This window comes from Neisseria sp. Dent CA1/247, from assembly GCF_022870825.1.
Classification (GTDB): Bacteria; Pseudomonadota; Gammaproteobacteria; order Burkholderiales; family Neisseriaceae; genus Neisseria; species Neisseria zoodegmatis.
The window spans coordinates 213010-236460 of record NZ_CP091522.1 but is presented as its reverse complement, the minus strand read 5'-3'; the positions used below and the strand labels follow the sequence as shown (position 1 = coordinate 236460).

15 protein-coding genes, 2 tRNA genes and 3 rRNA genes are annotated in these 23451 nt (G+C 53.5%); 4 read left to right on the top strand and 16 right to left on the bottom strand.

Features of this window, described 5'->3' with window-relative positions:
- Nucleotides 1-62: 62 nt before the first annotated feature.
- The 6 genes from LVJ85_RS01030 to LVJ85_RS01005 all read right to left on the bottom strand — a co-directional run bounded on the left by LVJ85_RS01030 (nt 63) and on the right by LVJ85_RS01005 (nt 6813).
- On the bottom strand, nt 63-1532 hold the full coding sequence (locus LVJ85_RS01030) for an aldehyde dehydrogenase (RefSeq protein WP_244740693.1): 1470 nt from the start codon (nt 1530-1532) through the stop codon (nt 63-65).
- A gap of 196 nt (nt 1533-1728) precedes the next feature.
- A complete protein-coding gene (dapA, locus tag LVJ85_RS01025; RefSeq protein WP_244740691.1) occupies nt 1729-2592 on the bottom strand; it encodes a 4-hydroxy-tetrahydrodipicolinate synthase in 864 nt (287 codons plus the stop codon).
- Nucleotides 2593-2681: 89 nt separating this feature from the next.
- Entirely contained in the window at nt 2682-3935 is a 1254-nt protein-coding gene (locus LVJ85_RS01020) for an FAD-binding oxidoreductase (protein WP_244740689.1), read from the bottom strand.
- Entirely contained in the window at nt 3932-4882 is a 951-nt protein-coding gene (locus LVJ85_RS01015; protein ID WP_244740687.1) for a 4-hydroxyproline epimerase, read from the bottom strand. Before LVJ85_RS01015 ends, LVJ85_RS01020 begins: the two co-directional genes overlap by 4 nt.
- A 296-nt stretch (nt 4883-5178) precedes the next feature.
- Entirely contained in the window at nt 5179-5931 is a 753-nt protein-coding gene (locus tag LVJ85_RS01010; protein WP_244740684.1) for an AraC family transcriptional regulator, read from the bottom strand.
- 36 nt (nt 5932-5967) lie between these two features.
- Nucleotides 5968-6813, bottom strand: a complete 846-nt coding sequence (locus LVJ85_RS01005) for a mechanosensitive ion channel family protein (RefSeq protein ID WP_244740682.1) — start codon at nt 6811-6813, stop codon at nt 5968-5970.
- Nucleotides 6814-7119: 306 nt separating this feature from the next.
- On the opposite strand from LVJ85_RS01005, the gene LVJ85_RS01000 reads away from it, so the two are divergent.
- The 4 genes from LVJ85_RS01000 to LVJ85_RS00985 all read left to right on the top strand — a co-directional run bounded on the left by LVJ85_RS01000 (nt 7120) and on the right by LVJ85_RS00985 (nt 11907).
- Nucleotides 7120-8148: a hypothetical protein gene (locus LVJ85_RS01000; RefSeq protein WP_244740680.1), complete on the top strand. Its 1029-nt coding sequence runs from the start codon at nt 7120-7122 to the stop codon at nt 8146-8148.
- 161 nt (nt 8149-8309) lie between these two features.
- Nucleotides 8310-9413: a peptide chain release factor 2 gene (gene prfB / locus LVJ85_RS00995; RefSeq protein ID WP_085355709.1), complete on the top strand. Its 1104-nt coding sequence runs from the start codon at nt 8310-8312 to the stop codon at nt 9411-9413.
- A gap of 113 nt (nt 9414-9526) precedes the next feature.
- Nucleotides 9527-10849, top strand: a complete 1323-nt coding sequence (locus tag LVJ85_RS00990) for a M16 family metallopeptidase (protein ID WP_370686944.1) — start codon at nt 9527-9529, stop codon at nt 10847-10849.
- Between the two features lie 326 nt (nt 10850-11175).
- The gene (locus LVJ85_RS00985) at nt 11176-11907 is read left to right on the top strand and encodes a dienelactone hydrolase family protein (RefSeq protein WP_244740675.1); all 732 of its coding nucleotides are present in this window, start codon (nt 11176-11178) and stop codon (nt 11905-11907) included.
- Between the two features lie 84 nt (nt 11908-11991).
- Here LVJ85_RS00985 and LVJ85_RS00980 read toward each other — a convergent pair whose 3' ends face one another.
- From LVJ85_RS00980 to LVJ85_RS00935, 10 genes are all read right to left on the bottom strand, one after another.
- Complete coding sequence (locus LVJ85_RS00980; RefSeq protein ID WP_244740672.1) at nt 11992-12597, bottom strand: trimeric intracellular cation channel family protein; 606 nt, start codon at nt 12595-12597, stop codon at nt 11992-11994.
- Between the two features lie 444 nt (nt 12598-13041).
- Nucleotides 13042-13944, bottom strand: a complete 903-nt coding sequence (locus LVJ85_RS00975; RefSeq protein ID WP_244740670.1) for a cell division protein — start codon at nt 13942-13944, stop codon at nt 13042-13044.
- Nucleotides 13941-15698, bottom strand: coding sequence for a bifunctional biotin--[acetyl-CoA-carboxylase] ligase/type III pantothenate kinase (locus LVJ85_RS00970; protein WP_244740668.1), 1758 nt, complete (start codon nt 15696-15698; stop codon nt 13941-13943). Before LVJ85_RS00970 ends, LVJ85_RS00975 begins: the two co-directional genes overlap by 4 nt.
- Nucleotides 15695-16204: an adenylyltransferase/cytidyltransferase family protein gene (locus tag LVJ85_RS00965; RefSeq protein ID WP_244740666.1), complete on the bottom strand. Its 510-nt coding sequence runs from the start codon at nt 16202-16204 to the stop codon at nt 15695-15697. Before LVJ85_RS00965 ends, LVJ85_RS00970 begins: the two co-directional genes overlap by 4 nt.
- A 757-nt stretch (nt 16205-16961) precedes the next feature.
- Nucleotides 16962-17273 (bottom strand): helix-hairpin-helix domain-containing protein, encoded by a 312-nt coding sequence (locus LVJ85_RS00960; protein ID WP_095197808.1) that lies wholly within the window; start codon nt 17271-17273, stop codon nt 16962-16964.
- A gap of 377 nt (nt 17274-17650) precedes the next feature.
- Nucleotides 17651-17763, bottom strand: a 5S ribosomal RNA gene (rrf, locus tag LVJ85_RS00955).
- A 138-nt stretch (nt 17764-17901) separates the two neighbouring features.
- Nucleotides 17902-20788, bottom strand: a 23S ribosomal RNA gene (locus LVJ85_RS00950).
- A 327-nt stretch (nt 20789-21115) separates the two neighbouring features.
- Nucleotides 21116-21191: transfer RNA gene (locus LVJ85_RS00945), tRNA-Ala, on the bottom strand.
- A gap of 49 nt (nt 21192-21240) precedes the next feature.
- Nucleotides 21241-21317, bottom strand: a tRNA-Ile gene (locus LVJ85_RS00940).
- Nucleotides 21318-21488: 171 nt separating this feature from the next.
- A 16S ribosomal RNA gene (locus LVJ85_RS00935) occupies nt 21489-23029 on the bottom strand.
- The 16S, 23S and 5S rRNA genes sit together here with 2 tRNA genes alongside, the layout of an rRNA operon.
- Nucleotides 23030-23451: the final 422 nt, after the last annotated feature.

Here is a 23451-nt window from a genome sequence, read left to right as displayed (position 1 = left end):
CTGAAAAAACAGTTTGGGCTTCGCAGAAACCTACCGGTTTCAGACGGCCTGAGCTTTATTTTTTATTCCACAAACCAAATGGTTTTTGCTTGCGTGTACTGCTCAAACGCTTCCACGCCTTTGTCGCGGCCGCCGAAGCCGGATTGCTTGTAGCCACCGAACGGCGTGGCGATGCTGCCTTCCGAGAAGCCGTTTACCGATACCGTGCCTGCCTGAATTTTGCGGGCAACGCGGTGGGCGCGGCTCACATTCGAGGTGTAGAACGAAGCGGCCAGGCCGTAATCCGATTGGTTCGCCAAACGAACGGCCTCTTCTTCGCTGCCGAATGTGGTTACCGCCAGCACCGGGCCGAAAATTTCTTCTTTAAACACGGTCATATCTGCGGTTACCCCGTCGATAATCGCCGGCTCGAAATACCAGCCCTCGCCGGTTTTGCCGCCGCATACCAATTTGCCGCCCTCGGCCAGCGCGGTATCGAAATAGCGGCACACTTTTTCGAAATGCGCCTCTTCCACCAGCGGGCCGAGGTTGGTTTCGGGCAGGCGTGGATCGCCGACTTTCCAATCTTGCTTGAGGCCGTCTGAAAGTTTGACCAGCAAGGTGTCTTTGATGCTTTCTTCCACAATCAGGCGCGAACCGCAGCTGCAGTTTTCGCCCATATTCCAGAATGCGGCGGCCAAAATCGACGGCACGGCTTTGTCCAAATCCGCATCGGCAAACACGATTTGCGGGCTTTTACCGCCGCATTCCAACACGATTTCCTTCAGGTTGCTTTGCGCCGAATATTCCAAGAAATAGCGGCCGACTTCGGTAGAGCCGGTAAAGGCCACCATGTCCACATCTTGATGCACCCCCAAAGCCTTGCCGACCGTTTCGCCCAAGCCGCACACCAGCGTCAGCGCCGCTTCGGGCACGCCCGCTTCATGCGCCAGCTGCACCATGCGGTAGGCGCTCAATGAAGTCAGCTCGGCAGGCTTCACAATTACCGAATTGCCAGCCGCCAAAGCAGGCGCCACTTTCCATGCAAACATCTGCGCGGGGAAGTTCCACGGCAACACCACGCCGACCACGCCGACCGGCTCGTGCACAATCAAACCCAGCGCGTCGTTGCCGGTGGGCGCGACGCGGCCGAAAGCTTTATCCACATATTCGGCGTAGAAATAAAAGGTTTCGATGGTGGCGGGCATATCGGTGTTGATGCACTCACTGATGGGCTTGCCCGCGTCGATACAGTCCAACGCGGCCAGCTCTTCGGCATGCTCTTCAATCAATTGCGCCCAACGCAGCAGCACCGCGCGTTTTTCAGACGGGCTTTTGTCTGCCCAGAGGCCGTCTGAAAATGCGGCACGCGCGGCACGCACAGCGGCATCCATATCCTGTTCGCTGCCGTCGGCAATGTAGCCGATGAGGGAATTGTCGATGGGCGTGCGGTTTTCCAGCTTCTTGCCCGAATCGGCGTGGTTGGGAATCAAATGCCCCGCCCACAGGCTGCCTGCTTTGGCGGCCTCGAAGATTTGTTCAACGGTTTTCATCTACACTCCTTTTCGTTTGGAAACCTTTCTCAAGAAAGGTTGGATATTTTGTGAACACACTATAGTGAATCAACTTAAAAACAGTACGCTCGTCATACTCGGGCTTGACCCGGGTATCTTGAGTTCCGGTAACTTTAAAAGATACTCGGGTCAAGCCCGAGTATGACGAGTCGTAACAAGGCAAGCGGTTCGAAACTTATTTCAACAAAGCCGTAAATTCAGCGGCTTCCTGTGCGGTCAGGTTGTGCAGCGGCAGGCGCACTTTGCCGGCGGGTTTGGTGCCGTTTAAGCAGCCGATTTTGGCTTTTTGGTTGTAGTCGCCCGATTCCATCGAATGCAGGGCGGGATAGAGGTCGGTCAGAATCTGGCGGGCTTTGTCCCAATCTTTAGCTTGGGCGGCGTTAAACAGGGCAACCTGCTCGCCGGGGAACACGTTGGCCGCGCCGGCAATCCAGCTTTTCACGCCCCAGAAGAAGAAATCCAAAGGTTGGTCGTCACAGCCGCACACCACTTGGAAATTGTCGAATTTCGCCTGAATCATGCGCAGCGCGTTGGAGAAATTGCCGGTGCTTTCTTTGATGCCTACGATGTTGGGATGCTTTGCCAAATGCGCCACGGTGTCGAATTCGAGTTCTACGCCGATGCGCGCGGGGAAGTTGTAGAGAATAATCGGCAAGTCGGTTTTGGAAGCCACATATTCAAAGTGTTTGATGATGCCTTGTTGCGACGGCAGGCTGTATGGCGGCGCCGACAGCATCAGGCCGTGGTAGCCCAACTCTTTGGCGCGGACGGCGCGTTGTGCAGCCACTTCGCTCGACATATCGCTGACACCGGCAATCAGCGTGCAGCGGCCGGCAGCAGCTTTCACGATGGTGGTCAACACGGTTTCGCGCTCAGCTTCCGACAAAGCGTAATACTCGCCCGTGGTGCCGCAGGCCACGATGCCGCGCACGCCTTTGGCGATAAACGCGTCCACCAATTCGGCCAGCAGCGCGGTGTCCACCTGATTGTCGGCGGTAAACGGGGTAACGATGGGAACTAAAATACCTTCGATGTTCATGATGCTTCTCCTCTTGAGATGAATAGTGAATCAATTTAAAAAAACTACATTCGTCATACTCGGACTTGATCCGGGTATGACGGGGCTTTCTAGCTGCCGAAGCGGTTAAAACGGTAAGGGCTTAAATCCATGGCAGGCTGTTCGCCGAAATACAGGGCTTTCACCAGTTGTGCGGTCAGCGGCGCTTGGGTCAGCCCCAAATGCTGGTGCCCGAACGCCAGCAAAATGTTTTCTTTGCGGTCGATTACCGGCAGCGAGTCGGCAACCGACGGGCGGAAACCCATCCACGGCACGGCGCCTTGCCGGTTCAGACGGCCTTTGAGCATAGGCTCCGCCAAGCGGAACAGCTGCTCCGCCCGTTCCATATTCGGCGGCGCGTCCAGCCCGGCAAACTCCACCGTACCGGCCAAGCGCAAGCCCGCGTTCATCGGCGTCATGATGAATTTGCGCTCGAAGCTGCTCACCGGCACGTTCAAAATATTCGGGCTTTGCGGCAGCATCAGGTGGTAGCCGCGTTCGGTGTCGAGCGGAACTTCGCTGCCGCACAGCTTTTTCAGCCACGGCTTGGAAAACGCACCGGCGGCAATCACCACGCGCTTGGCTTCAAACGCCTTGCCGCCACCGATGATGCGGAACAGGCCGTCTGAAAATGATTGGATGTCGGAAACGTCGGTATGTTCACTCACCGTGCCGCCCGCCTGCACGAAAGCGCGCTGCAAATCCGCCGCCATGCCCGCCAAATCGACCACATGGCCGGTATCGGGGTAAAACAGCGCGCCGCGTTGCGTGTCGGCCAGCGCCGGTTCGCGCTCGTGCAGGCCGGCATGGTCGAGCCATTCGTTGGTCACGCCCAATTCATTCAACACCCTGCCGTGCTTTTGCAACGCCGCCTGCCCGCTTTCGGTTTCGCACACCAGCAGCGAGCCGTCGATGCGGATATGCTTTTCCACGCCCCACTCGCGCGCAAACGCCTGCCATGCCGGCAAAGCGCGGCTGTTGAGCGCCATCAGGGCGCGGTGGCTGCGCTGGAAGCGTTCGGGCGTGAGGTTGCGCAACAAGCTGAACAGCCACGGCGTGATTTTCGGCAGGTATTTCCAGTCCATCCGCAACGGGCCGAGCGGGTCGAGCAGCATTTTCGGCAGCTGCTTGAGCACGTCGGGCGACGCAATCGGAAACACCTGCTCGGTGGCGATATGCCCGGCATTGCCGTAAGACGCGCCGCCACACACGTTATCGCGCTCCAGCAACAATACGCTTTCGCCACAGCGTTGCAATTCCAGCGCAATGCTCAAACCGACGATGCCGCCGCCGACCACGGCCGCAGAAAAAACCTGCCCGCTCATGATGTTTCGATTCCGTAGCGGAACGGGTCGTCTGCGTTCACAAAAATCTCCGCCGCCGCATGAATGTGCGCTTCGCCTTTGATGGTCGGCACGATTAGGCCGTCTGAAAACGGTTCGTAAGACGCGGCAAAGCGGCTGCCGATCACGCTTTCCTGTATCCATTCTTTTTCAGACGGCCACACACCGTCCGCAGCCAAACAGGCCATCTTCGCGCTGGTGCCCGTGCCGCAGGGCGAGCGGTCGTAGGCTTTGCCCGGGCAGAGCACAAAGCTGCGGCTGTTTGCCGTATCGGTTTTGCCGAAAAGTTCGATATGGTCGATTTCCTGTCCGTCTTTGCCGGTGATGCCCTGCTCGTTCAGCACGGTGCGGATGCGCCAGGAAACATCGGTAAGCTGCTCCAGATTGTCGGGCGCGATGGTGCAGCCGTGGTCGTTCACCAAGAAAAACCAGTTGCCGCCCCAAGCAATATCGCCGGTGATGCTGCCGATGCCCTCCACGTTGAGCGACACGTCTTTGCGGTAGCGGTAAGCCGGCACGTTGCGCACGCTCACCGAGCCGTCTTCATGCAGCGTGCAGCGCACATTGCCCACCGGCGTTTCGATGGTGTGCGTGCCGACATCAATGCGTTTGAGGTGTTGCAGCGTTTTAATCAGACCGATGGTGCCGTGGCCGCACATGCCCAAATAGCCGCTGTTGTTGAAGAAAATCACGCCGGCGGCAGAAGCGGGGTCTTGCGGTTTGCACAACAACGCCCCCACCAAAACATCCGAACCGCGCGGCTCCAAAATCAACGCGCGGCGCAAATGGTCGAAACGTTCGGCAAAATCGGCGCACTGCTCCTGCAGGCTGCTGCCGGAAAGCTCGGGGAATCCGCCGTACACCACACGGGTCGGCTCGCCGCCGGTGTGGGAATCAATCACGGAAAAAGTGTATTCGGTATGCGGCATGGCAAAATCCTATCGCTAAACAAACTTCCGCTAACCTTACAAAACCGCCGCTGCCGCCGTCTTGATGAATTTCCCGTTTTTTGTGCAGAAATGGGCATACCCACAGTTAAATCACAGAGCCGTCATACCCGAGCTTGACCAGAGTATCCCCCAACATTACTGGAATTCGAGATACTCGGGTCAAGCCCGAGTATGACGAATGCAATATTGAGCCAATTGATTCACGAACAGCTCGCACACAACAAAATGCCTGTCTGAAAAACAGTTTTCAGACAGGCATTTCTATACTTCCGACGTTATCTCGATTTCTTAAATTCAGACGGCGACAAACCCACCAGCGCCTTAAACTGCCGCGTAAACGCGCTGTGGTCGGAATAGCCGCAACGGGCGGAAATTTCCGTTACCGACAAGCCCGTTTCCAGCATCGCCATTGCCGCCTCAATGCGCACTTTTTGAATATATTGCGAAGGCGTGATGTGGAAAATCTTTTTGAAATACCGTTCGATTTGGGCGGTGGAAAGGCGGGAAACGGCTTCCAAGTCTTTCATTTTGATGCTTTGGTCAAAATGGCCGGCAATGTATTTTTCAATCAGCGCGATTTTTTTGTTCAGCTCGGGGCGGTTGCTGTCGTTGGTTTCCACGTCCACCGACACACCCAGCATCGCGATAATCTCGCCCTGCGGATTGCGCACGGGCATCTTATGCGTGATACACCAGCCCAATTCGCCCGAAGCATAAGTATGCAGCTCCAGCTTGTTGCTGATGGTTTTGCCCCCGCTCAGCACTTCCCTGTCCTGCTGCGTATAGCGCTGCCCCCATTCCGACTGAAACAGATCTTCCGACGTTTTGCCGATCAAAGCCGCCATATCCGGCAGTTGCAAGCGGTGCAGCAGCGTATCGTTGGCATAGGCATACTCCGCCCGCGTGTTTTTCACAAAAAACACCGTGCTGGGCAGCACCTGCAATACAGGCGCAAACATGTTCAGGCTGCGGATAAAGTCGTTTAAATCTTCCGGCTGAACCGAGGGCGGGAGAAAGGCGGGTAGCATGGCGGATTGGGTCGGGTTGCGGTTTCTTTATTGATGTTACGGGTTCAACAGCTTATGCTGAATGCGGATAAACTCGTCCAACAAAGCCTGCTGGATTTCCAAACGCTTCTGCAAGGGCGAGGCAAAGCGCACGACGATGTGATACACCTTGTCATCATGCGGCACGCGGGTGATGCGCGGTTGCGCTGCGGGCGTGATAAACAGTTTCTGCGTTTGCACTTCTTCAAGCTGGCGTTCGATGGCGGCGATGTAAGGCATGCACAACTGCTCCAGCAGCTTTTCCAAGCCGGGCACGATGGCGTCGGAATCGAGATGGATGGGCACGGGGATTTCCAGCGTGTGAATCACATACATACCCAACACGTTATCGCGCTGCACCGAATGGGAAAGCAGCAGGCTGTTGGGAAAAGAGACGGTTTTGCCGCTCAACTGCCCGACCAGCGCATGCGGGCCGATCTGCATCATCAGGGTATTGAGCAGATTGATGTCCACCACCCGCCCTTTCAAGCCGTTCACTTCAATATAATCGCCGACCGAATACTGGTTGGTCGATGCGCGCAGCAAACTGCCCGACAAGCACATAATCAGCTCTTTGGTCGCCAACACAATCGCGGCGGCCACGGCAAACATGGATAATGCCAGCGTTTGGATTTGCGCCGCCCAAATAACCGCCAGCCCGAACACGGCAAAAATCAGCGTGAAGTTGCGGCTCACCACCACCCAACGCCGTTTTTCTTCGATTTCCATCGCCGGATTTCTGCGGAAATGGGCTTGCAGAATCACGCCCCGCAAAATCAGTATGCCGACGATCATCAGCACCGATTCGAGTATTTCGGCCTTTACCGGCCCGTTTTCAATATATTGGTGTATGGTTTCCCACATAATCCATTCATTCCGTTACGCGTTTCATGCTATCAAGATAAATATCAGGCAGTATATAGCAAAGCGGCCGGGCATATCTCGGCCGTCTGAAAAATCCCCTGCGGCAAGACGTGTAAAAGTTTGCTGGCATGATTGTAAACGCTTCCGCCACCGCTGCCGAGACGGCTGCCCAAACGGCTGTCAATTTGGAATCTGCCCCGTTATCCGCTAATATCCGACTAATTTTACTGTGTTAGATTGCCCGGGCAGGCCGTCTGAAACTACCTGCACACAACATTGTCCAACCCCGGAAAGGATAGGAAAATCATGTTTAAACCCTCAATTCTCAGCCGTATGCTGGCCGTATCGATCGCCTGCGCCATGCTTCCGGCCTGCGCCGACAACAGCGGCAGCAACAGCAAAACCGAACAAAAACAAAACAGCCAAGCCGAAAAAAGCGATAAAGCCGACAGCCGCTACCACCTGCAAAACATTTACGAGCCTTCCGGCGCCATCCAGCTTTCAGACGGCCGCGTTTTGGTAGTAGAAGACGAAGCCAAACGCGCCTTCAACCTGCTCTCGTTTGAGCAAGACGGCAATGTTAAAGAAGACGAAGCCGCCGATGCCGAACTGATGGGCAGCTTCAAACACCCGCACAGCGATTTGGAAGCCCTCACCCAAGACCCGCAAGGCTGGATTTATACCGTCAGCTCGCATTCCGAAACCAAGCAAAACGAGCGCCTTACCGACCGCGAACACTTTTTGCGCTTTAAGATCAACGGCAACAAAGCCGAACAAATCAGCTACGCGCCCAATTTGAAAGACGCACTCGGCAATGCCCAATCCCTGCTGCAAAGCATCAAAAAACAAACCGGCCGCACCCTCGACTTCCACACCATGAACGTCGAAGGCATGCACTACGACCAAGCCACCAAGCGCCTGCTGCTCGGGTTCCGCGATCCTTTAAGCATGATCGTGCCGATTGAAAACCCAGACGACGTATTCGGCAAAGGCGCCGTACCGCGCTTCGGCGAACCGGTGGTTCTCAAACTGCAAGGCGGCGGCATCCGTTCTCTGACTTACGATCCCGTACTCAAAGCCTACCTGTTGGCCAACGAAGTAACCGGCGAAAACGGCAAAGGCCAATCGCAGTTGTGGACGTGGGACGGCAAAGCCCAATCCGCACCCGTGGCGCTGAACCTGCCTGAAAACGTGAAGCTGAAAAACATCGAAGCCGTAGAATCCGTAACCGTCAACGGCAAACCCCGCCTGCTGCTGATGGGCGACGAAGGCAGCGTGAAAAAACAACGCCCCGCCCGCTACCTGCTGATCGATTACGCTGATCTCAACAAATAATCCCGATGAGTGCTTTGAGGCCGTCTGAACATTTCAGACGGCCTCAATTGTTACCCGCCAAGCCAAGCGGCGCACACCCAAGCCACATAGCAAGCCCTTATAAAATTCAGTACAATACGCACCTGATTTTTAAGATTGAGACGAATAAAGAGAACATCATGATTGAAGCCGAAATCGTCAACCAACTAAACGGTATGCTCAACGACCTCGCCGCACGCAGCAAAGACATCCGCGGCTACCTCGACTACGACGGCAAAAAAGACCGTTTGGAAGAAGTAGTCGGCCTTTCCGAAGACCCCGATTTGTGGAACGACCCTAAAAAAGCCCAAGAAATCGGCAAAGAGCGCAAAGTGCTCGAAGGCATCGTACTCACGCTCGACAACATCGCCGCCGGCATCGACGACAACCGCGAGCTGCTGGAAATGGTGGTGGAAGAAAACGACGAAGAAGGTTTTGCCGCCGTGCAGGCAGACATCGCCAACCTCGAAAAACAAATGGGCGAGTTGGAGTTTAAACGTATGTTTAACCAGCCGGCCGACGTGAACAACTGCTTTATCGACATCACCGCCGGCGCGGGCGGCACCGAAGCGGAAGACTGGGCGGGCATGCTCTACCGCATGTATCTGCGCTATGCCGAGCGCAAAGGTTTCAAAGTGGACGTGCTGGAAGAAGACGAAGGCGACATCGCCGGCATCAACCGCGCCACCATCAAGCTCGAAGGCGAATACGCCTACGGCCTTTTACGCACCGAAACCGGTATCCACCGCCTCGTGCGCTACTCGCCGTTCGATTCCAACAACAAACGCCACACTTCGTTCTGCTCGGTATTCGTTTACCCCGAAGTGGATGACAGCTTTGAAGTGGAAATCAACCCCGCCGATTTGCGTATCGACACCTACCGCGCTTCCGGCGCGGGCGGCCAGCACATCAACAAAACCGATTCGGCCGTACGGATTACCCACAACCCGACCGGCATCGTGGTTCAGTGCCAAAACGACCGTTCGCAACACCGCAACCGCGACGAAGCGATGAATATGCTGAAAGCGAAGCTGTTTGAATTGGAAATGCGCAAGCGCAACGAAGAAAAACAATCGCTGGAAGACAGCAAATCCGACGTAGGTTGGGGGCATCAAATCCGCTCGTATGTGTTCGACCAATCGCGCATCAAAGATTTGCGCACTTCTTACGAAGTCGGCAACATCAAAGCCGTGATGGACGGCGATTTGGACGGCTTTATCGAAGCCAGTCTGAAACAGGGCGTTTAAACTCCACCCGCTTCTGCACCACCTCTTGCTGCCGCGCAGCCGTTATTGAACAGGCAGGCCGTCTGAAAAAAGATTTCAGACGGCCTGCAACACCGGAAAGCCGCATCATGTCTATATCTTCCAAACTCCTGCTCCCCCTGCTCCTACTGCCCTTAACCGCCCAAGCCGCCGTGAAGATTCAACGCTGGCACACCGCCGACGGCACGCAAGTATTGCTGGTCGAACGACATGAAAACCCCATCGTCGATGTCAACATCAGCTTTAAAGGCGCGGGCAGCACATCCAACCCGGCCGACAAAAGCGAAGTGGCCGAATTTACCGCCGCCATGCTGACCACCGGCACACAGCAGCTCGACGAAGAAGCCTTCCACGCCCGCATCAACGATTTGGCCGCCTCGCTCAACAGCAACAGCAGCGAAGAAGGCGCATCCGTTACCTTGCGCAGCCTCAGCAAAAACGGCAGCCTGCAACCCGCCGTTGCCCTGCTCAACCAATCGCTGACCCAACCGCGCTTTGCCGAACCCGTATTCGAACGCCTGCGCAAACAAAGCATTACCGCCCTGCAACAGCAGGAAACCGACCCCGGTTTCATCGCCAACCGCGCGCTTGCCCGCCTCAATTACGGCAACCACCCCTACGGGCGTTCGGCGCAAACCAGCGTCGAGAGCATCCGCAAAGTTACCCTCGACGACATCCGCGCCTTCCACCGCAGCCGCTACGGTAAAAACAACGCCGTCGTTGCCGTGGTCGGCGACCTCAACCGCCGCCAAACTGAAGCCTTGGTTGCAAAAGCCCTCAAAGGGCTGCCAGCACGCAGCAGCGCCGTGGAAAACGTGCCTGCTGTTCCCCGACACCAAGCCGCACTCCGCCGTATCCCGTTTGCCGGCGAACAGGCGCAAATCGTGATGGGCATGCCTTTAATCAAACGCCACGACCCCGATTATTACGCGCTGGTGGCCGGTAACTACGTGCTTGGCGGCGGCGGTTTCGACAGCCGCCTGATGAAAGATTTGCGCGACAAACACGGCTACACCTACGGCGCATACAGCAACCTCGCACCTTCAGGCGAAGCCGGCCCGTTTACCGTCAGCTTCTCCACACAAAAGCCGAACACAGACGCCGCTTTGACCTCCGCCCGCAAAGTGCTGGCCGGTTTTATCCAAGAAGGCCCGACCGAAGCCGAGTTGAAACAGGCCAAAGCCAACATCACCGGCAGCTTCCCCCTGCGCTTCGACACCAACGCCAAACTCTTGGGCTACTTGAGCCTGATCGGATTCTACAACCTACCCGACGACTACCTCGAAGCCTACCCCAAAGCCGTGTCCGCCCTTACCGCCGAACAAGTCAAATCCGCTTGGCAACGGCGCGTGAATCCTGAAAACATCAATATCGTGGTAGTCGGTGCGGACGGCGGCGGGCAAAAAGCCAAACCGTAACACGGTTGGCAGGCCGGAAAGCCCGTAACCATTATCGAGGCCGTCTGAAAAAGTTTTTCAGACGGCCTCTATTTAATCAGCACACATAAACCGGCTTCTTCTCTTGTTCCGTCATACCCGTGCTTGACCCGAGTATCTTCCAATCTTACTGAAACTTCGAGATACTCGGAGCAAGGCCGGGCATGACGTGTTTACTGCTCACATTTACTTGTTAAGCCGATCGACACCGTCAGGTTTTACAGCACTTTGCCCTGCCGCCTCTTGAACCGCCTTACCGCTTCCATTAAGCTGAGGCCGTCTGAAAAACCATACAAAGGAGAACCGCGATGACCGTAACCGCCCATACATTGGAATACCGCACCGAAAACGGCCTAACCTTGAAAAGTACCCTGTATCTGCCCGCGCAAGCCGTAAGCGGGCTTTCCGGCGTATTGGTTGCGCCCGAATGGTGGGGCATTACCGAACATGCCAAAAATGCGGCCAAACGTTTGGCCGAACAAGGCTATGCGGCATTGGCGATGGATTTATACGGTGACGCCCGCCTCACCGACGACGCGGCACAAGCCAACGAATGGATGACCGCCGTTTTGTCCGACCCCGCCGCCCTGCCCGAGCGCACCCGCTTGGGCTTTGAAGCATTGGCCGCACGCCCCGAAGTCAACCCGCACCGCATCGGCGCCGTCGGCTTCTGCTTCGGCGGCAAAGTGGTGCTTGATATGGCGCGGCGCGGCGACGATTTGAAAGCCGTTACCAGTTTCCACGGCATTCTCGCTACGGCGGTACCCGCACAAGAAGGCTTTATCAAAGGCGAGCTGCTGATCGAACACGCCGGTAAAGACGTGCTGGTCAGCGACGCCGATCTCGCCGCGTTCCGCCAAGAAATGGATGCCGCCAAAGCCCGCTACCGCATCGATGTTTTCCCCGAAGCCAAGCACGGCTTTACCAACCCGCAGGCAACCCGCAACGGCGAGAAAAACGGCGTTGATTTGGCCTACAACGAAACCGACGCCCAACAGGCTTGGCAAAATATGCTGGATTTGCTGGAACGCAATTTGTAACAGGTTGAAAGCAACCCATAGAAAAGGCTGTTGCACCACCATGCAACAGCCTGAACTTTCAGACGGCCGTCTGAAAACCGAATGCTAAAAACGCGGCAAAGCCCAAGCCACGCGGTAGGCCCACAGTCTCAACGCATAGCCGCCAAACAGCAACACATTCAACATCAAGGGGTTAATCCAACCCGCCTTATCCAGCAGATACATCGCCAAGCCGATAATCACCGACACCGTTCCGTAAAAGTCTTTACGCAGAATCATCGGAATGTCGTTCACCAGCACATCGCGCACAATGCCGCCGCCGACTGCCGTCACGAAGCCGAGCATTACCACGCCGAAAATATTCAAATCCAAAGCAAGGCCCACCTGCGCACCGGTAATGGTAAAAGCCACCAAACCCAGCGAGTCGGCCAGTAAAAAAGCCGTCGCCAACTCGCGCTTACGGCTTTTCTGCAATTTAAACAGCCACGAAAGCAGCAGCGTAATACCGATAACGATCCAAGCCGTGTTTTCGACAAACACCACGGGAATGCGCCCGATAACCGCATCACGGACAATACCGCCGCCCACCGCCGTAAGCAAAGCGGCAATCAGCACACCAAGCACATCCAAATGCTTGCGTACGCCGACCAAATAGCCCGAAACGGCAAAAGCAGCGGTGCCGATAATGTGGATAATTTCAGTAGCAGTCATGTGAATAAACTTCAAAAATAAGATGGCGGATAAAGCAAGCCTTGATGAGCAAGCTTAAGGCCGTCTGAAAGTAAACTTAACGGGTTTCTCTAAAGCAAACAAACGGTTTTTAATACGCAACAAGCCGAAAACAGTAAGCAGTACGGACTTGATTCTGTTGCCGCTTTAGCTGCTTACAAAACCGTTCTCCCCAAGCCAAGGTACGGCAACAACATAGCAAGTTAAGTTTATGTGCGATAAAACCAGCCTGCCATTCGGATTCCACCAAACCTTCTGCCGAGCAACAAACAGTTTCGTAGGGGCGGATTGTATATCCGCCCGCCGGTAGTATTTCAAACGCCTTGAGAAATAAAAAATGAAATTCAGAATCAAAACAAAGGCGGATGATTCATCCGCCTTTGTTTTGATTGCACCCTAATCAGTTTGCGATTGCATTTTGCCGAATCAGCGGCAAGACCTGCGGTTCAGTCTGCCGTAACGATCTACCACATTCTGAATGGCTTGAGCATTTTTATCGTCTACGCCGAAGAAAGTAACGTACATTTTGGCAACGCTCAGGCTTCTATCGTTACCGTTACCGCCGTTATCTCCACCGCCTTGTTCTTGGATGCGTGTGCCGCCGAATCCTGCGGTGGAAAGCCGTGAAATCAACACTTGCGCGGCCGAGCGGCTGCCGACCACACCCACGCTAATGTCACCTTCGTAAAGAGAGCCGCTGAATCCTTTCGCAGCCAGCCTGTCAAGCTGTTCAATAGCATCACCGCCGGCAGATACCAACACGCGGTAGGTTTTTTCAGACGACCCGGTAGATTTTTTACCGTTACTGCGTTTTTCTACCGTGCGCGACGCGGCGTGCGGCCATTGTTGGAGCAAGCCTTTAATGCGGTGGTAGGCATCTTCGTCCAAAGTGATGGAAGCAGTAGAAACGCACTGCCCGCTGCTGCGGCTGTGTTCTTTTTTCTCTTGAGCAAGCTGTTCGGCTTTTTCACGGGCGGCACGTTCTTTTTCCAGCTGCTCGCGTTTGGCCTTTTCTTCACGTTCTTTTTTCTCTTTAGCCGCCTCTTCTTCTTTCACTTTCTGTGCCAACGCCGCAAGCACTACTTCATCATCCAAAGGCTCCGATGCCACGGGGCGCGGCTCGTTTTTGTTGATCCAGTCGGGATAAAGAGTTTCAGGCTGTTTGTCCGGCGGGAGAGTGGAGGGCGGACTCAGCTCTTGTTGCGAACCCGCCGCAATCGGCACGGTTGGCGCAACTGCGGTTTTCTGTTTTTCTGCTACACGGCTGGCAACCATTCCCCCGAAAACAATGATGTTTAATGCCACCAGCACAGCAAATAGCCATTTCATTTTTGTTGTATCCAGTTAAGTAAGCCGTAAATCACAAGATTATCTACAATTTTAACCGTGTTGTCCAAACCAAAAACAGACGGTAGTGCTTGGACGACTTTCGGTGCACCGCCACCGGTAATGATAAGGTCGACCGGCTTGTCTTCACCCACTTTTTCTTTCAGTCTGGCGTGCATCAGCAAAATCGATCCGCATACGGCATCCATAATTCCGCTGGCCAAAGCATTGGCCGTAGTGGTAGGAAACGGGTAAATGCGCCCGAGCGGGCGGTTGAGATTGGCGGTTTTCAAAGCCATGGCTTCTTTCATCAAATGAAAGCCGGGCATGATGGTGCCGCCAAGATAATGGTTGTCGTCTGTGAGCGCATCTACTGTAACGGCCGTTCCGCAACTCACAACAACGCAGGCATTGCAGGTAAAACGACGGCTGCCGAGCGCATTAAACCAGCGGTCGGCACCGTGTTCTTCGACATTGCGGTAATGGTTGCGGATACCGAGAGCTTGAGACATGGAGGTATACCATTCCACCGGTTTCGGCAGCTGTTCTGCCACCAAAGCTTTTTTGGCTTCACCGCACACGGCACATCCTACGATACGGATATCGAGGCCGTCTGAACGCTCCCGCCACTCCTCTCCGAGCAGGCTCAAGTCGCGGTAAGGCGAACGGCCGGTATGAATAATCGCGCCGTCCTCCACCCATGCCCATTTCAATTGACTGTTGCCGCCGTCGAGCAGCAGATAACGGCAGGAAGAGGCCGTCTGAACCGGCTGCGGTCGGTTATCGGGGCGCAGACTGATTTCGCCGCTGACAATAGTCCGCTCCGTCGAGCCGGCCTGCAAACGCAAAGCACCTTCGGCCGTTACGCCCGCCATCACGCCTTCACAGACGATTTCATCATTTTGCAGCAGGCACACGGGGCGGCGGTAATCACGGTTGGCGGCAAGATAATCGTCCGCCAAGACACCGAATCCGTTTCTCTCAAACTGTGCCAATACGCTGTCCAACTCGCCCAATAAGGCCGACAACAAAGCATCTGCGCTCACAGCAGATGCAGATGAGGCCGTCTGAAAAACCGCCTGCACCGACGTTGCGTTTTCCACCTCTTTCGGCAAAACAAAATTAATGCCGATGCCAATCACCGCCACGGTTTTGCCGCCGCTACGCACGGTTTCAATCAGAATCCCGCCGAGTTTGTCGCAGCCCACCATCAAATCGTTCGGCCATTTGATTTGCGCGGGCACGCCGAGTTTGAACAAAGCATTTCGGCACGCCAAAGCCACCGCCAAGGCCAATGCACCTAACTCGTGCTGTCTCTGCTCAAACACTCTGCCGAAGCTGAACATCAAGCATTCACCCAAACGATTGTGCCATGCCCGGCCTTGTCTGCCGCGTCCTTTGCTTTGCTGATGCGCCACCACCAACAAGCCTTGAGCCTGATCCGGCACATTTTTAGCCGCGTCCAATACAATGTCGTTACTGGACGTGCATTCATGATACAAGGCCGTCTGAAAACCGTGTTCGGCACCGATTTTCTGCAAACGCGTTTCATCAAACACCGCCAAAGGCCGCACCAAACGCCACTGTCCATCATGCTGCCGCAACAATCCGCGCACATGCGGCGGCATCTGCTGCCACAAGCAATTGATTTGATGCGGCTTCAAGCCGATATTTTTGCTTAAAGCCGATACATGTTGGGGCAGGCCGTCTGAAAGAGCGGCAAGCAGCTTCCAATGCTGCTGTTTGATCGCAGTCATTTATTCTCCGCTGCTTCAACCGCGCGGATTTTCGCCAAAGTCTGCGTAGTAGAAGTTTGATGTAAAAAAGGAATCGAATACACCTTACCGCCACGGGCAAGCGTTTCCTGCGCCCCGACAATTTTCTCCACCGGCCAATCACCGCCCTTAATCAAAATATCCGGCTTCACCAACTCAATCAAAGCCGCCGGCGTATCCTCATCAAACCAAGTAACCAAATCCACGCTGGCTAAGGAAGCTGCTACTGCGGCACGGTTGGCCAAAGAATTAATCGGACGATCGCTGCCCTTACCCTGCCGTTTTACTGAAGCATCGGTATTTAAAGCCAAAATCAACGCCGCCCCGGCAGAACGCGCCTGTGCCAAATAAGTTACATGCCCCCGATGCAGAATATCGAAACAGCCATTGGTAAAAACCAACGGACGCGGTAAAGCAGCAAGGCTTTCCGCCAACCGCTCCGGCGGACAAATTTTTTGCTCAAAATCAGGTAAAGACCAGTTTTGCATAATGAACTTCCAAACGGAAAACAAGATGTCGGAATGATACCGAAGCACAAGGTTTAATGAAAGATGCGGGGGATATTAATGAATTTTTCAGACGGCATCAGATGTTGGAAAAGGTCAGGCTATTTATATTTTTTATACTAAACAGCTTTTGTTTTTTGCTGAAATGATTGTTTCGTGACTTTTGAGCATTTTCAAGAATAATGCCTTTCCGCATTCTTGACAACCCTCACAAATCCCTGAATAGATCTTCAAGCAAAAACAAAAAGTGTAAACAACGCAGGGATTTTCTATGCAAAAGAATTTCATTCATTACAGTGCTACCAAATACCCCACCAGCCACTGTATCAGTTACAACGTTCCAGGTTTCAGACAACCCATCGTCACCCCCACCTTCTATCTCTCTTCCGTCAACAGTAAGAGATTGAATGTTGGTAACGTCAGCAAGGATGAAATAAAGCCTCCTTCCCTTACAGCCACTATTGAACTACTTTGCCGGTTATGGATGGCATCAGCCACAACGCTCCGGCGGGTTTCAGACGGCCTCCCGCTTTCCCGTCTTCGCTTCAAGCGCCTTCCCCAGCACTGTCGTCCTTCTGCCGTTACTTTTTATAACGCATTAGAACCGACACCCGCTTTCTTTTCCCGCCCCAAACGAAGCGGCCGGACACTCCCGCATCCGGCCGCTCTCTATACTATGCCCACTGCCAACCAAACAACACCAATCTGCCAATTCAGTCAATAGCAAACCTAGGCTCTATCAGCGCTTCTCTTTAGCCTTCTCCTTCAGCGCCGGCACCGCCGCTTTGGCCGGCTTCTTACCGCCACCAACCGTCGCCTCATCGCGCAACTTCGCTAAAATACCCTCGCCGATACCCTTCACATTCTTCAAATCGTCAACACTCTTAAACTGACCGTTGTGCTGACGGTACTCCACAATCGCCGCCGCCTTCGACGGACCGATACCCGGCAACGCCTTCAATTCCTCCGCCGTCGCCGTATTGATATTCACCGCCGCCAGCGATACCGCCGACCACAACAGAGCCAGCGCACCCGCTAAATATTTCTTCATCTTCTAAATCCTTCTTGATGGTTTTCCGTAATGTGTCATACCTGAGGCCTCTACCAACAGGCAATATACCTCACACTGCCCGCACAGGCAGTCCGAACCATCATAAACAGATTCCCAACACCCTTCAAATACTTTTAACTCTGGTTACTATATACATAGAGAACATTGTCGCTCCCCAACAACACGCTGTCTTTCCATTACCACTCCGCCCCCCTTTGATCCGCCATATACCGGCCTTCTCGGCTTCTGTGCCTATTGCGCACAAGCCTGCCGGCAAACTAACCTTATGAGCCGTCATCCGAACCCAATAAATTTTCCTGTCCACGACCGCAATACTAAAACCCCCGATACACAAGTATCGGGGGTTCGGAATAAGTGTCTGGCAGTGACCTACTTTCACATGGGTATCCACACTATCATCGGCGCTGAGTCGTTTCACGGTCCTGTTCGGGATGGGAAGGCGTGGGACCAACTCGCTATGGCCGCCAGACGTAAACTGTACAAATCGGTAAGCCGTTATGGAAGCTCGCTTCCACTTATTTATTCTTTAATCAACGGTGATGTGTATCAGTCTCACAAGACTGATGCAAGCTTATTCAAAGAAACTATCCAAAGTCCTTCAAATGATAGAGTCAAGCCTCACGAGCAATTAGTATCGGTTAGCTCCACGCATTACTGCGCTTCCACACCCGACCTATCAACGTCCTGGTCTCGAACGACTCTTTAGTGCGGTTAAACCGCAAGGGAAGTCTCATCTTCAGGCGAGTTTCGCGCTTAGATGCTTTCAGCGCTTATCTCTTCCGAACTTAGCTACCCGGCGATGCGACTGGCGTCACAACCGGTACACCAGAGGTTCGTCCACTCCGGTCCTCTCGTACTAGGAGCAGCCCCCGTCAAACTTCCAACGCCCACTGCAGATAGGGACCAAACTGTCTCACGACGTTTTAAACCCAGCTCACGTACCACTTTAAATGGCGAACAGCCATACCCTTGGGACCGACTACAGCCCCAGGATGTGATGAGCCGACATCGAGGTGCCAAACTCCGCCGTCGATATGAACTCTTGGGCGGAATCAGCCTGTTATCCCCGGAGTACCTTTTATCCGTTGAGCGATGGCCCTTCCATTCAGAACCACCGGATCACTATGTCCTGCTTTCGCACCTGCTCGACTTGTCGGTCTCGCAGTTAAGCTACCTTTTGCCATTGCACTATCAGTCCGATTTCCGACCGGACCTAGGTAACCTTCGAACTCCTCCGTTACTCTTTGGGAGGAGACCGCCCCAGTCAAACTGCCTACCATGCACGGTCCCCGATCCGGATCACGGACCTGGGTTAGAACCTCAAAGCCACCAGGGTGGTATTTCAAGGACGGCTCCACAGAAACTGGCGTCTCTGCTTCTAAGCCTCCCACCTATCCTACACAAGTGACTTCAAAGTCCAATGCAAAGCTACAGTAAAGGTTCACGGGGTCTTTCCGTCTAGCAGCGGGGAGATTGCATCTTCACAACCATTTCAACTTCGCTGAGTCTCGGGAGGAGACAGTGTGGCCATCGTTACGCCATTCGTGCGGGTCGGAACTTACCCGACAAGGAATTTCGCTACCTTAGGACCGTTATAGTTACGGCCGCCGTTTACTGGGGCTTCGATCCGATGCTTGCACATCTTCAATTAACCTTCCAGCACCGGGCAGGCGTCACACCCTATACGTCCACTTTCGTGTTAGCAGAGTGCTGTGTTTTTAATAAACAGTCGCAGCCACCGATTCTCTGCGACCCTCCAATGCTTACAGAGCAAGTCTTTCACATCAAAGGGCATACCTTCTCCCGAAGTTACGGTATCAATTTGCCGAGTTCCTTCTCCCGAGTTCTCTCAAGCGCCTTAGAATTCTCATCCTGCCCACCTGTGTCGGTTTGCGGTACGGTTCAATTCAAACTGAAGCTTAGTGGCTTTTCCTGGAAGCGTGGTATCGGTTACTTCATGTCCGTAGACACTCGTCATCACTTCTCGGTGTTAAGAAGACCCGGATTTGCCTAAGTCTTCCACCTACCGGCTTAAACAAGCTATTCCAACAGCTTGCTAACCTAACCTTCTCCGTCCCCACATCGCATTTGAATCAAGTACGGGAATATTAACCCGTTTCCCATCGACTACGCATTTCTGCCTCGCCTTAGGGGCCGACTCACCCTACGCCGATGAACGTTGCGTAGGAAACCTTGGGCTTTCGGCGAGCGGGCTTTTCACCCGCTTTATCGCTACTCATGTCAACATTCGCACTTCTGATACCTCCAGCAACCTTCTCAAGTCACCTTCATCGGCCTACAGAACGCTCCCCTACCATGCACTAGGTGCATCCGCAGCTTCGGTTACAGATTTGAGCCCCGTTACATCTTCCGCGCAGGACGACTCGACCAGTGAGCTATTACGCTTTCTTTAAATGATGGCTGCTTCTAAGCCAACATCCTGGCTGTCTGGGCCTTCCCACTTCGTTTACCACTTAATCTGTCATTTGGGACCTTAGCTGGCGGTCTGGGTTGTTTCCCTCTCGACAACGGACGTTAGCACCCGCTGTCTGTCTCCCATGATTGCACTTTCCGGTATTCTTAGTTTGCCATGGGTTGGTAAGTCGCAATGACCCCCTAGCCATAACAGTGCTTTACCCCCGGAAGTGATACATGAGGCACTACCTAAATAGTTTTCGGGGAGAACCAGCTATCTCCGAGTTTGTTTAGCCTTTCACCCCTATCCACAGCTCATCCCCGCATTTTGCAACATGCGTGGGTTCGGACCTCCAGTACCTGTTACGGCACCTTCATCCTGGCCATGGATAGATCACTCGGTTTCGGGTCTACACCCAGCAACTCATCGCCCTATTAAGACTCGGTTTCCCTACGCCTCCCCTATCCGGTTAAGCTCGCTACTGAATGTAAGTCGTTGACCCATTATACAAAAGGTACGCAGTCACCCAATTAATAGGCTCCCACTGTTTGTATGCATCAGGTTTCAGGTTCTATTTCACTCCCCTCCCGGGGTTCTTTTCGCCTTTCCCTCACGGTACTGGTTCACTATCGGTCAATGATGAGTATTTAGCCTTGGAGGATGGTCCCCCCATATTCAGACAGGATTCCACGTGTCCCGCCCTACTTGTCGTATACCTAGTACCACTGATGAAATTTCGAATACGGGGCTATCACCCACTATGGCCAAGCTTCCCAGCTTGTTCTTCTATCTCAACAGCTATCATATACAGGCTCCTCCGCGTTCGCTCGCCACTACTTACGGAATCTCGGTTGATTTCTTTTCCTCCGGGTACTTAGATGGTTCAGTTCTCCGGGTTCGCTTCGCTTATCCTATGTATTCAGATAAGGATACCGTACAAAATACGGTGGGTTTCCCCATTCGGACATCACCGGATCATAGCTTTATTGCCAGCTCCCCGATGCTTTTCGCAGGCTTACACGTCCTTCGTCGCCTATCATCGCCAAGGCATCCACCTGATGCACTTATTCACTTGACTCTATCATTTCAAGAACCTCTCTGACTTCGTTGCTTCGGCGTTGACTACCTACGCAACTTGAAGACTCTACTTTGACAAAGCTTACTGCTTGTTGTGTACCGAACTGTGCCTTTTGTGTTTCACAATCCGGTCAATACAATCATCACCCAAATACTGCGGCTTACCTGTTACAGTAAGCCGACATTGTCTTTGTTTGTTGATTTCGGCTTTCCAATTTGTTAAAGATCAATGCGTTTATATGAAACAAACTTTTGTCTCAAACTTCGCAAATTAAAATGAGCTGCGCATTGTAGCAGCTAACTTTAATTTGTAAAGTCTTTAAATGTTTGGTGGAGGCAAACGGGATCGAACCGATGACCCCCTGCTTGCAAAGCAGGTGCTCTACCAACTGAGCTATGCCCCCATACTCTTACTCAAGTATCGATACTGCTTACTCTTGCTTTGAGAATGTCTGGTGGGTCTGGGAGGACTTGAACCTCCGACCCCACGCTTATCAAGCGTGTGCTCTAACCAGCTGAGCTACAAACCCAAGGTCTCTTTGCTTTCCAATATGCCAACAACCATCCTTCTTAATCCGAATAACCTTTTCGGTCATGCTCGGCTTAAAAGTAATTCATGCAGCACATCTTCAAGCTTAAACGCATCTTTAATATCACAGTTTACCGATAAGTGTGAGTGCCTCTCAGCCTCTTTTCTCTAGAAAGGAGGTGATCCAGCCGCAGGTTCCCCTACGGCTACCTTGTTACGACTTCACCCCAGTCATGAAGCATACCGTGGTAAGCGGGCTCCTTGCGGTTACCCTACCTACTTCTGGTATCCCCCACTCCCATGGTGTGACGGGCGGTGTGTACAAGACCCGGGAACGTATTCACCGCAGTATGCTGACCTGCGATTACTAGCGATTCCGACTTCATGCACTCGAGTTGCAGAGTGCAATCCGGACTACGATCGGTTTTGTGGGATTGGCTCCACCTCGCGGCTTGGCTACCCTCTGTACCGACCATTGTATGACGTGTGAAGCCCTGGTCATAAGGGCCATGAGGACTTGACGTCATCCCCACCTTCCTCCGGCTTGTCACCGGCAGTCTCATTAGAGTGCCCAACCAAATGATGGCAACTAATGACAAGGGTTGCGCTCGTTGCGGGACTTAACCCAACATCTCACGACACGAGCTGACGACAGCCATGCAGCACCTGTGTTACGGCTCCCGAAGGCACTCCTCCGTCTCTGGAGGATTCCGTACATGTCAAGACCAGGTAAGGTTCTTCGCGTTGCATCGAATTAATCCACATCATCCACCGCTTGTGCGGGTCCCCGTCAATTCCTTTGAGTTTTAATCTTGCGACCGTACTCCCCAGGCGGTCAATTTCACGCGTTAGCTACGCTACTAAGCAATCAAGTTGCCCAACAGCTAATTGACATCGTTTAGGGCGTGGACTACCAGGGTATCTAATCCTGTTTGCTACCCACGCTTTCGGGCATGAACGTCAGTATTATCCCAGGGGGCTGCCTTCGCCATTGGTATTCCTCCACATCTCTACGCATTTCACTGCTACACGTGGAATTCTACCCCCCTCTGACATACTCTAGTCACCCAGTTTCAAACGCAGTTCCCAGGTTGAGCCCGGGGATTTCACATCTGACTTAAGTAACCGCCTGCGCCCGCTTTACGCCCAGTAATTCCGATTAACGCTCGCACCCTACGTATTACCGCGGCTGCTGGCACGTAGTTAGCCGGTGCTTATTCTTCAGGTACCGTCATCAGTCATGGGTATTAACCACAACCTTTTCTTCCCTGACAAAAGTCCTTTACAACCCGAAGGCCTTCTTCAGACACGCGGCATGGCTGGATCAGGCTTGCGCCCATTGTCCAAAATTCCCCACTGCTGCCTCCCGTAGGAGTCTGGGCCGTGTCTCAGTCCCAGTGTGGCGGATCATCCTCTCAGACCCGCTACTGATCGTCGCCTTGGTAGGCCTTTACCCCACCAACCAGCTAATCAGACATCGGCCGCTCGAATAGCGCAAGGTCCGAAGAGCCCCTGCTTTCCTTCTCAAAGCGTATGCGGTATTAGCCATCCTTTCGGACAGTTATCCCCCACTACTCGGTACGTTCCGATGCATTACTCACCCGTTCGCCACTCGCCACCCAAGAAGCAAGCTTCTCTGTGCTGCCGTCCGACTTGCATGTGTAAAGCATGCCGCCAGCGTTCAATCTGAGCCAGGATCAAACTCTTATATTCAATCTCTAACTTTTTAACTTCTGGTCTGCTTCAAAGTAACTGACAGACAATGTATAATCTTGTCTCTCTGTTTTTTGTCGCAGTGTGAGGCCCAAAGACACTCACACTTATCGGTAATCTGTGTTGTTAAAGAACGGTTGCCGCTGTGTCAGCAGCGAAGAAGCCGAACTATACACACCCGCCCGCAGCCCCGTCAATAACCACAACGCAAAAAATTACACCCAAAATCACATATCGCTGTTTATTATGGGAATTATTTTAGACAACTTTACCCAACGCTTGCACAAAACCGCAAACTTTTAATTTAGACGCCAACACACCACCCATCAATCCAAATGCGCCAAACACTCAAAGGCCGTCTGAAAAAAGAATTTTTCAGACGGCCTCAATCTACCTAAACACTCTCATCCTTGTACGGATGA

Bases quoted from the DNA above. Each gene is read 5' to 3' on its own strand.
- LVJ85_RS01030 (WP_244740693.1), bottom strand. From the start codon at position 1,532: ATGAAAACCGTTGAACAAATCTTCGAGGCCGCCAAAGCAGGCAGCCTG.
- dapA (WP_244740691.1), bottom strand. From the start codon at position 2,592: ATGAACATCGAAGGTATTTTAGTTCCCATCGTTACCCCGTTTACCGCC.
- LVJ85_RS01020 (WP_244740689.1), bottom strand. From the start codon at position 3,935: ATGAGCGGGCAGGTTTTTTCTGCGGCCGTGGTCGGCGGCGGCATCGTC.
- LVJ85_RS01015 (WP_244740687.1), bottom strand. From the start codon at position 4,882: ATGCCGCATACCGAATACACTTTTTCCGTGATTGATTCCCACACCGGC.
- LVJ85_RS01010 (WP_244740684.1), bottom strand. From the start codon at position 5,931: ATGCTACCCGCCTTTCTCCCGCCCTCGGTTCAGCCGGAAGATTTAAAC.
- LVJ85_RS01005 (WP_244740682.1), bottom strand. From the start codon at position 6,813: ATGTGGGAAACCATACACCAATATATTGAAAACGGGCCGGTAAAGGCC.
- LVJ85_RS01000 (WP_244740680.1), top strand. From the start codon at position 7,120: ATGTTTAAACCCTCAATTCTCAGCCGTATGCTGGCCGTATCGATCGCC.
- LVJ85_RS00985 (WP_244740675.1), top strand. From the start codon at position 11,176: ATGACCGTAACCGCCCATACATTGGAATACCGCACCGAAAACGGCCTA.
- LVJ85_RS00980 (WP_244740672.1), bottom strand. From the start codon at position 12,597: ATGACTGCTACTGAAATTATCCACATTATCGGCACCGCTGCTTTTGCC.
- LVJ85_RS00975 (WP_244740670.1), bottom strand. From the start codon at position 13,944: ATGAAATGGCTATTTGCTGTGCTGGTGGCATTAAACATCATTGTTTTC.
- LVJ85_RS00970 (WP_244740668.1), bottom strand. From the start codon at position 15,698: ATGACTGCGATCAAACAGCAGCATTGGAAGCTGCTTGCCGCTCTTTCA.
- LVJ85_RS00965 (WP_244740666.1), bottom strand. From the start codon at position 16,204: ATGCAAAACTGGTCTTTACCTGATTTTGAGCAAAAAATTTGTCCGCCG.
- LVJ85_RS00960 (WP_095197808.1), bottom strand. From the start codon at position 17,273: ATGAAGAAATATTTAGCGGGTGCGCTGGCTCTGTTGTGGTCGGCGGTA.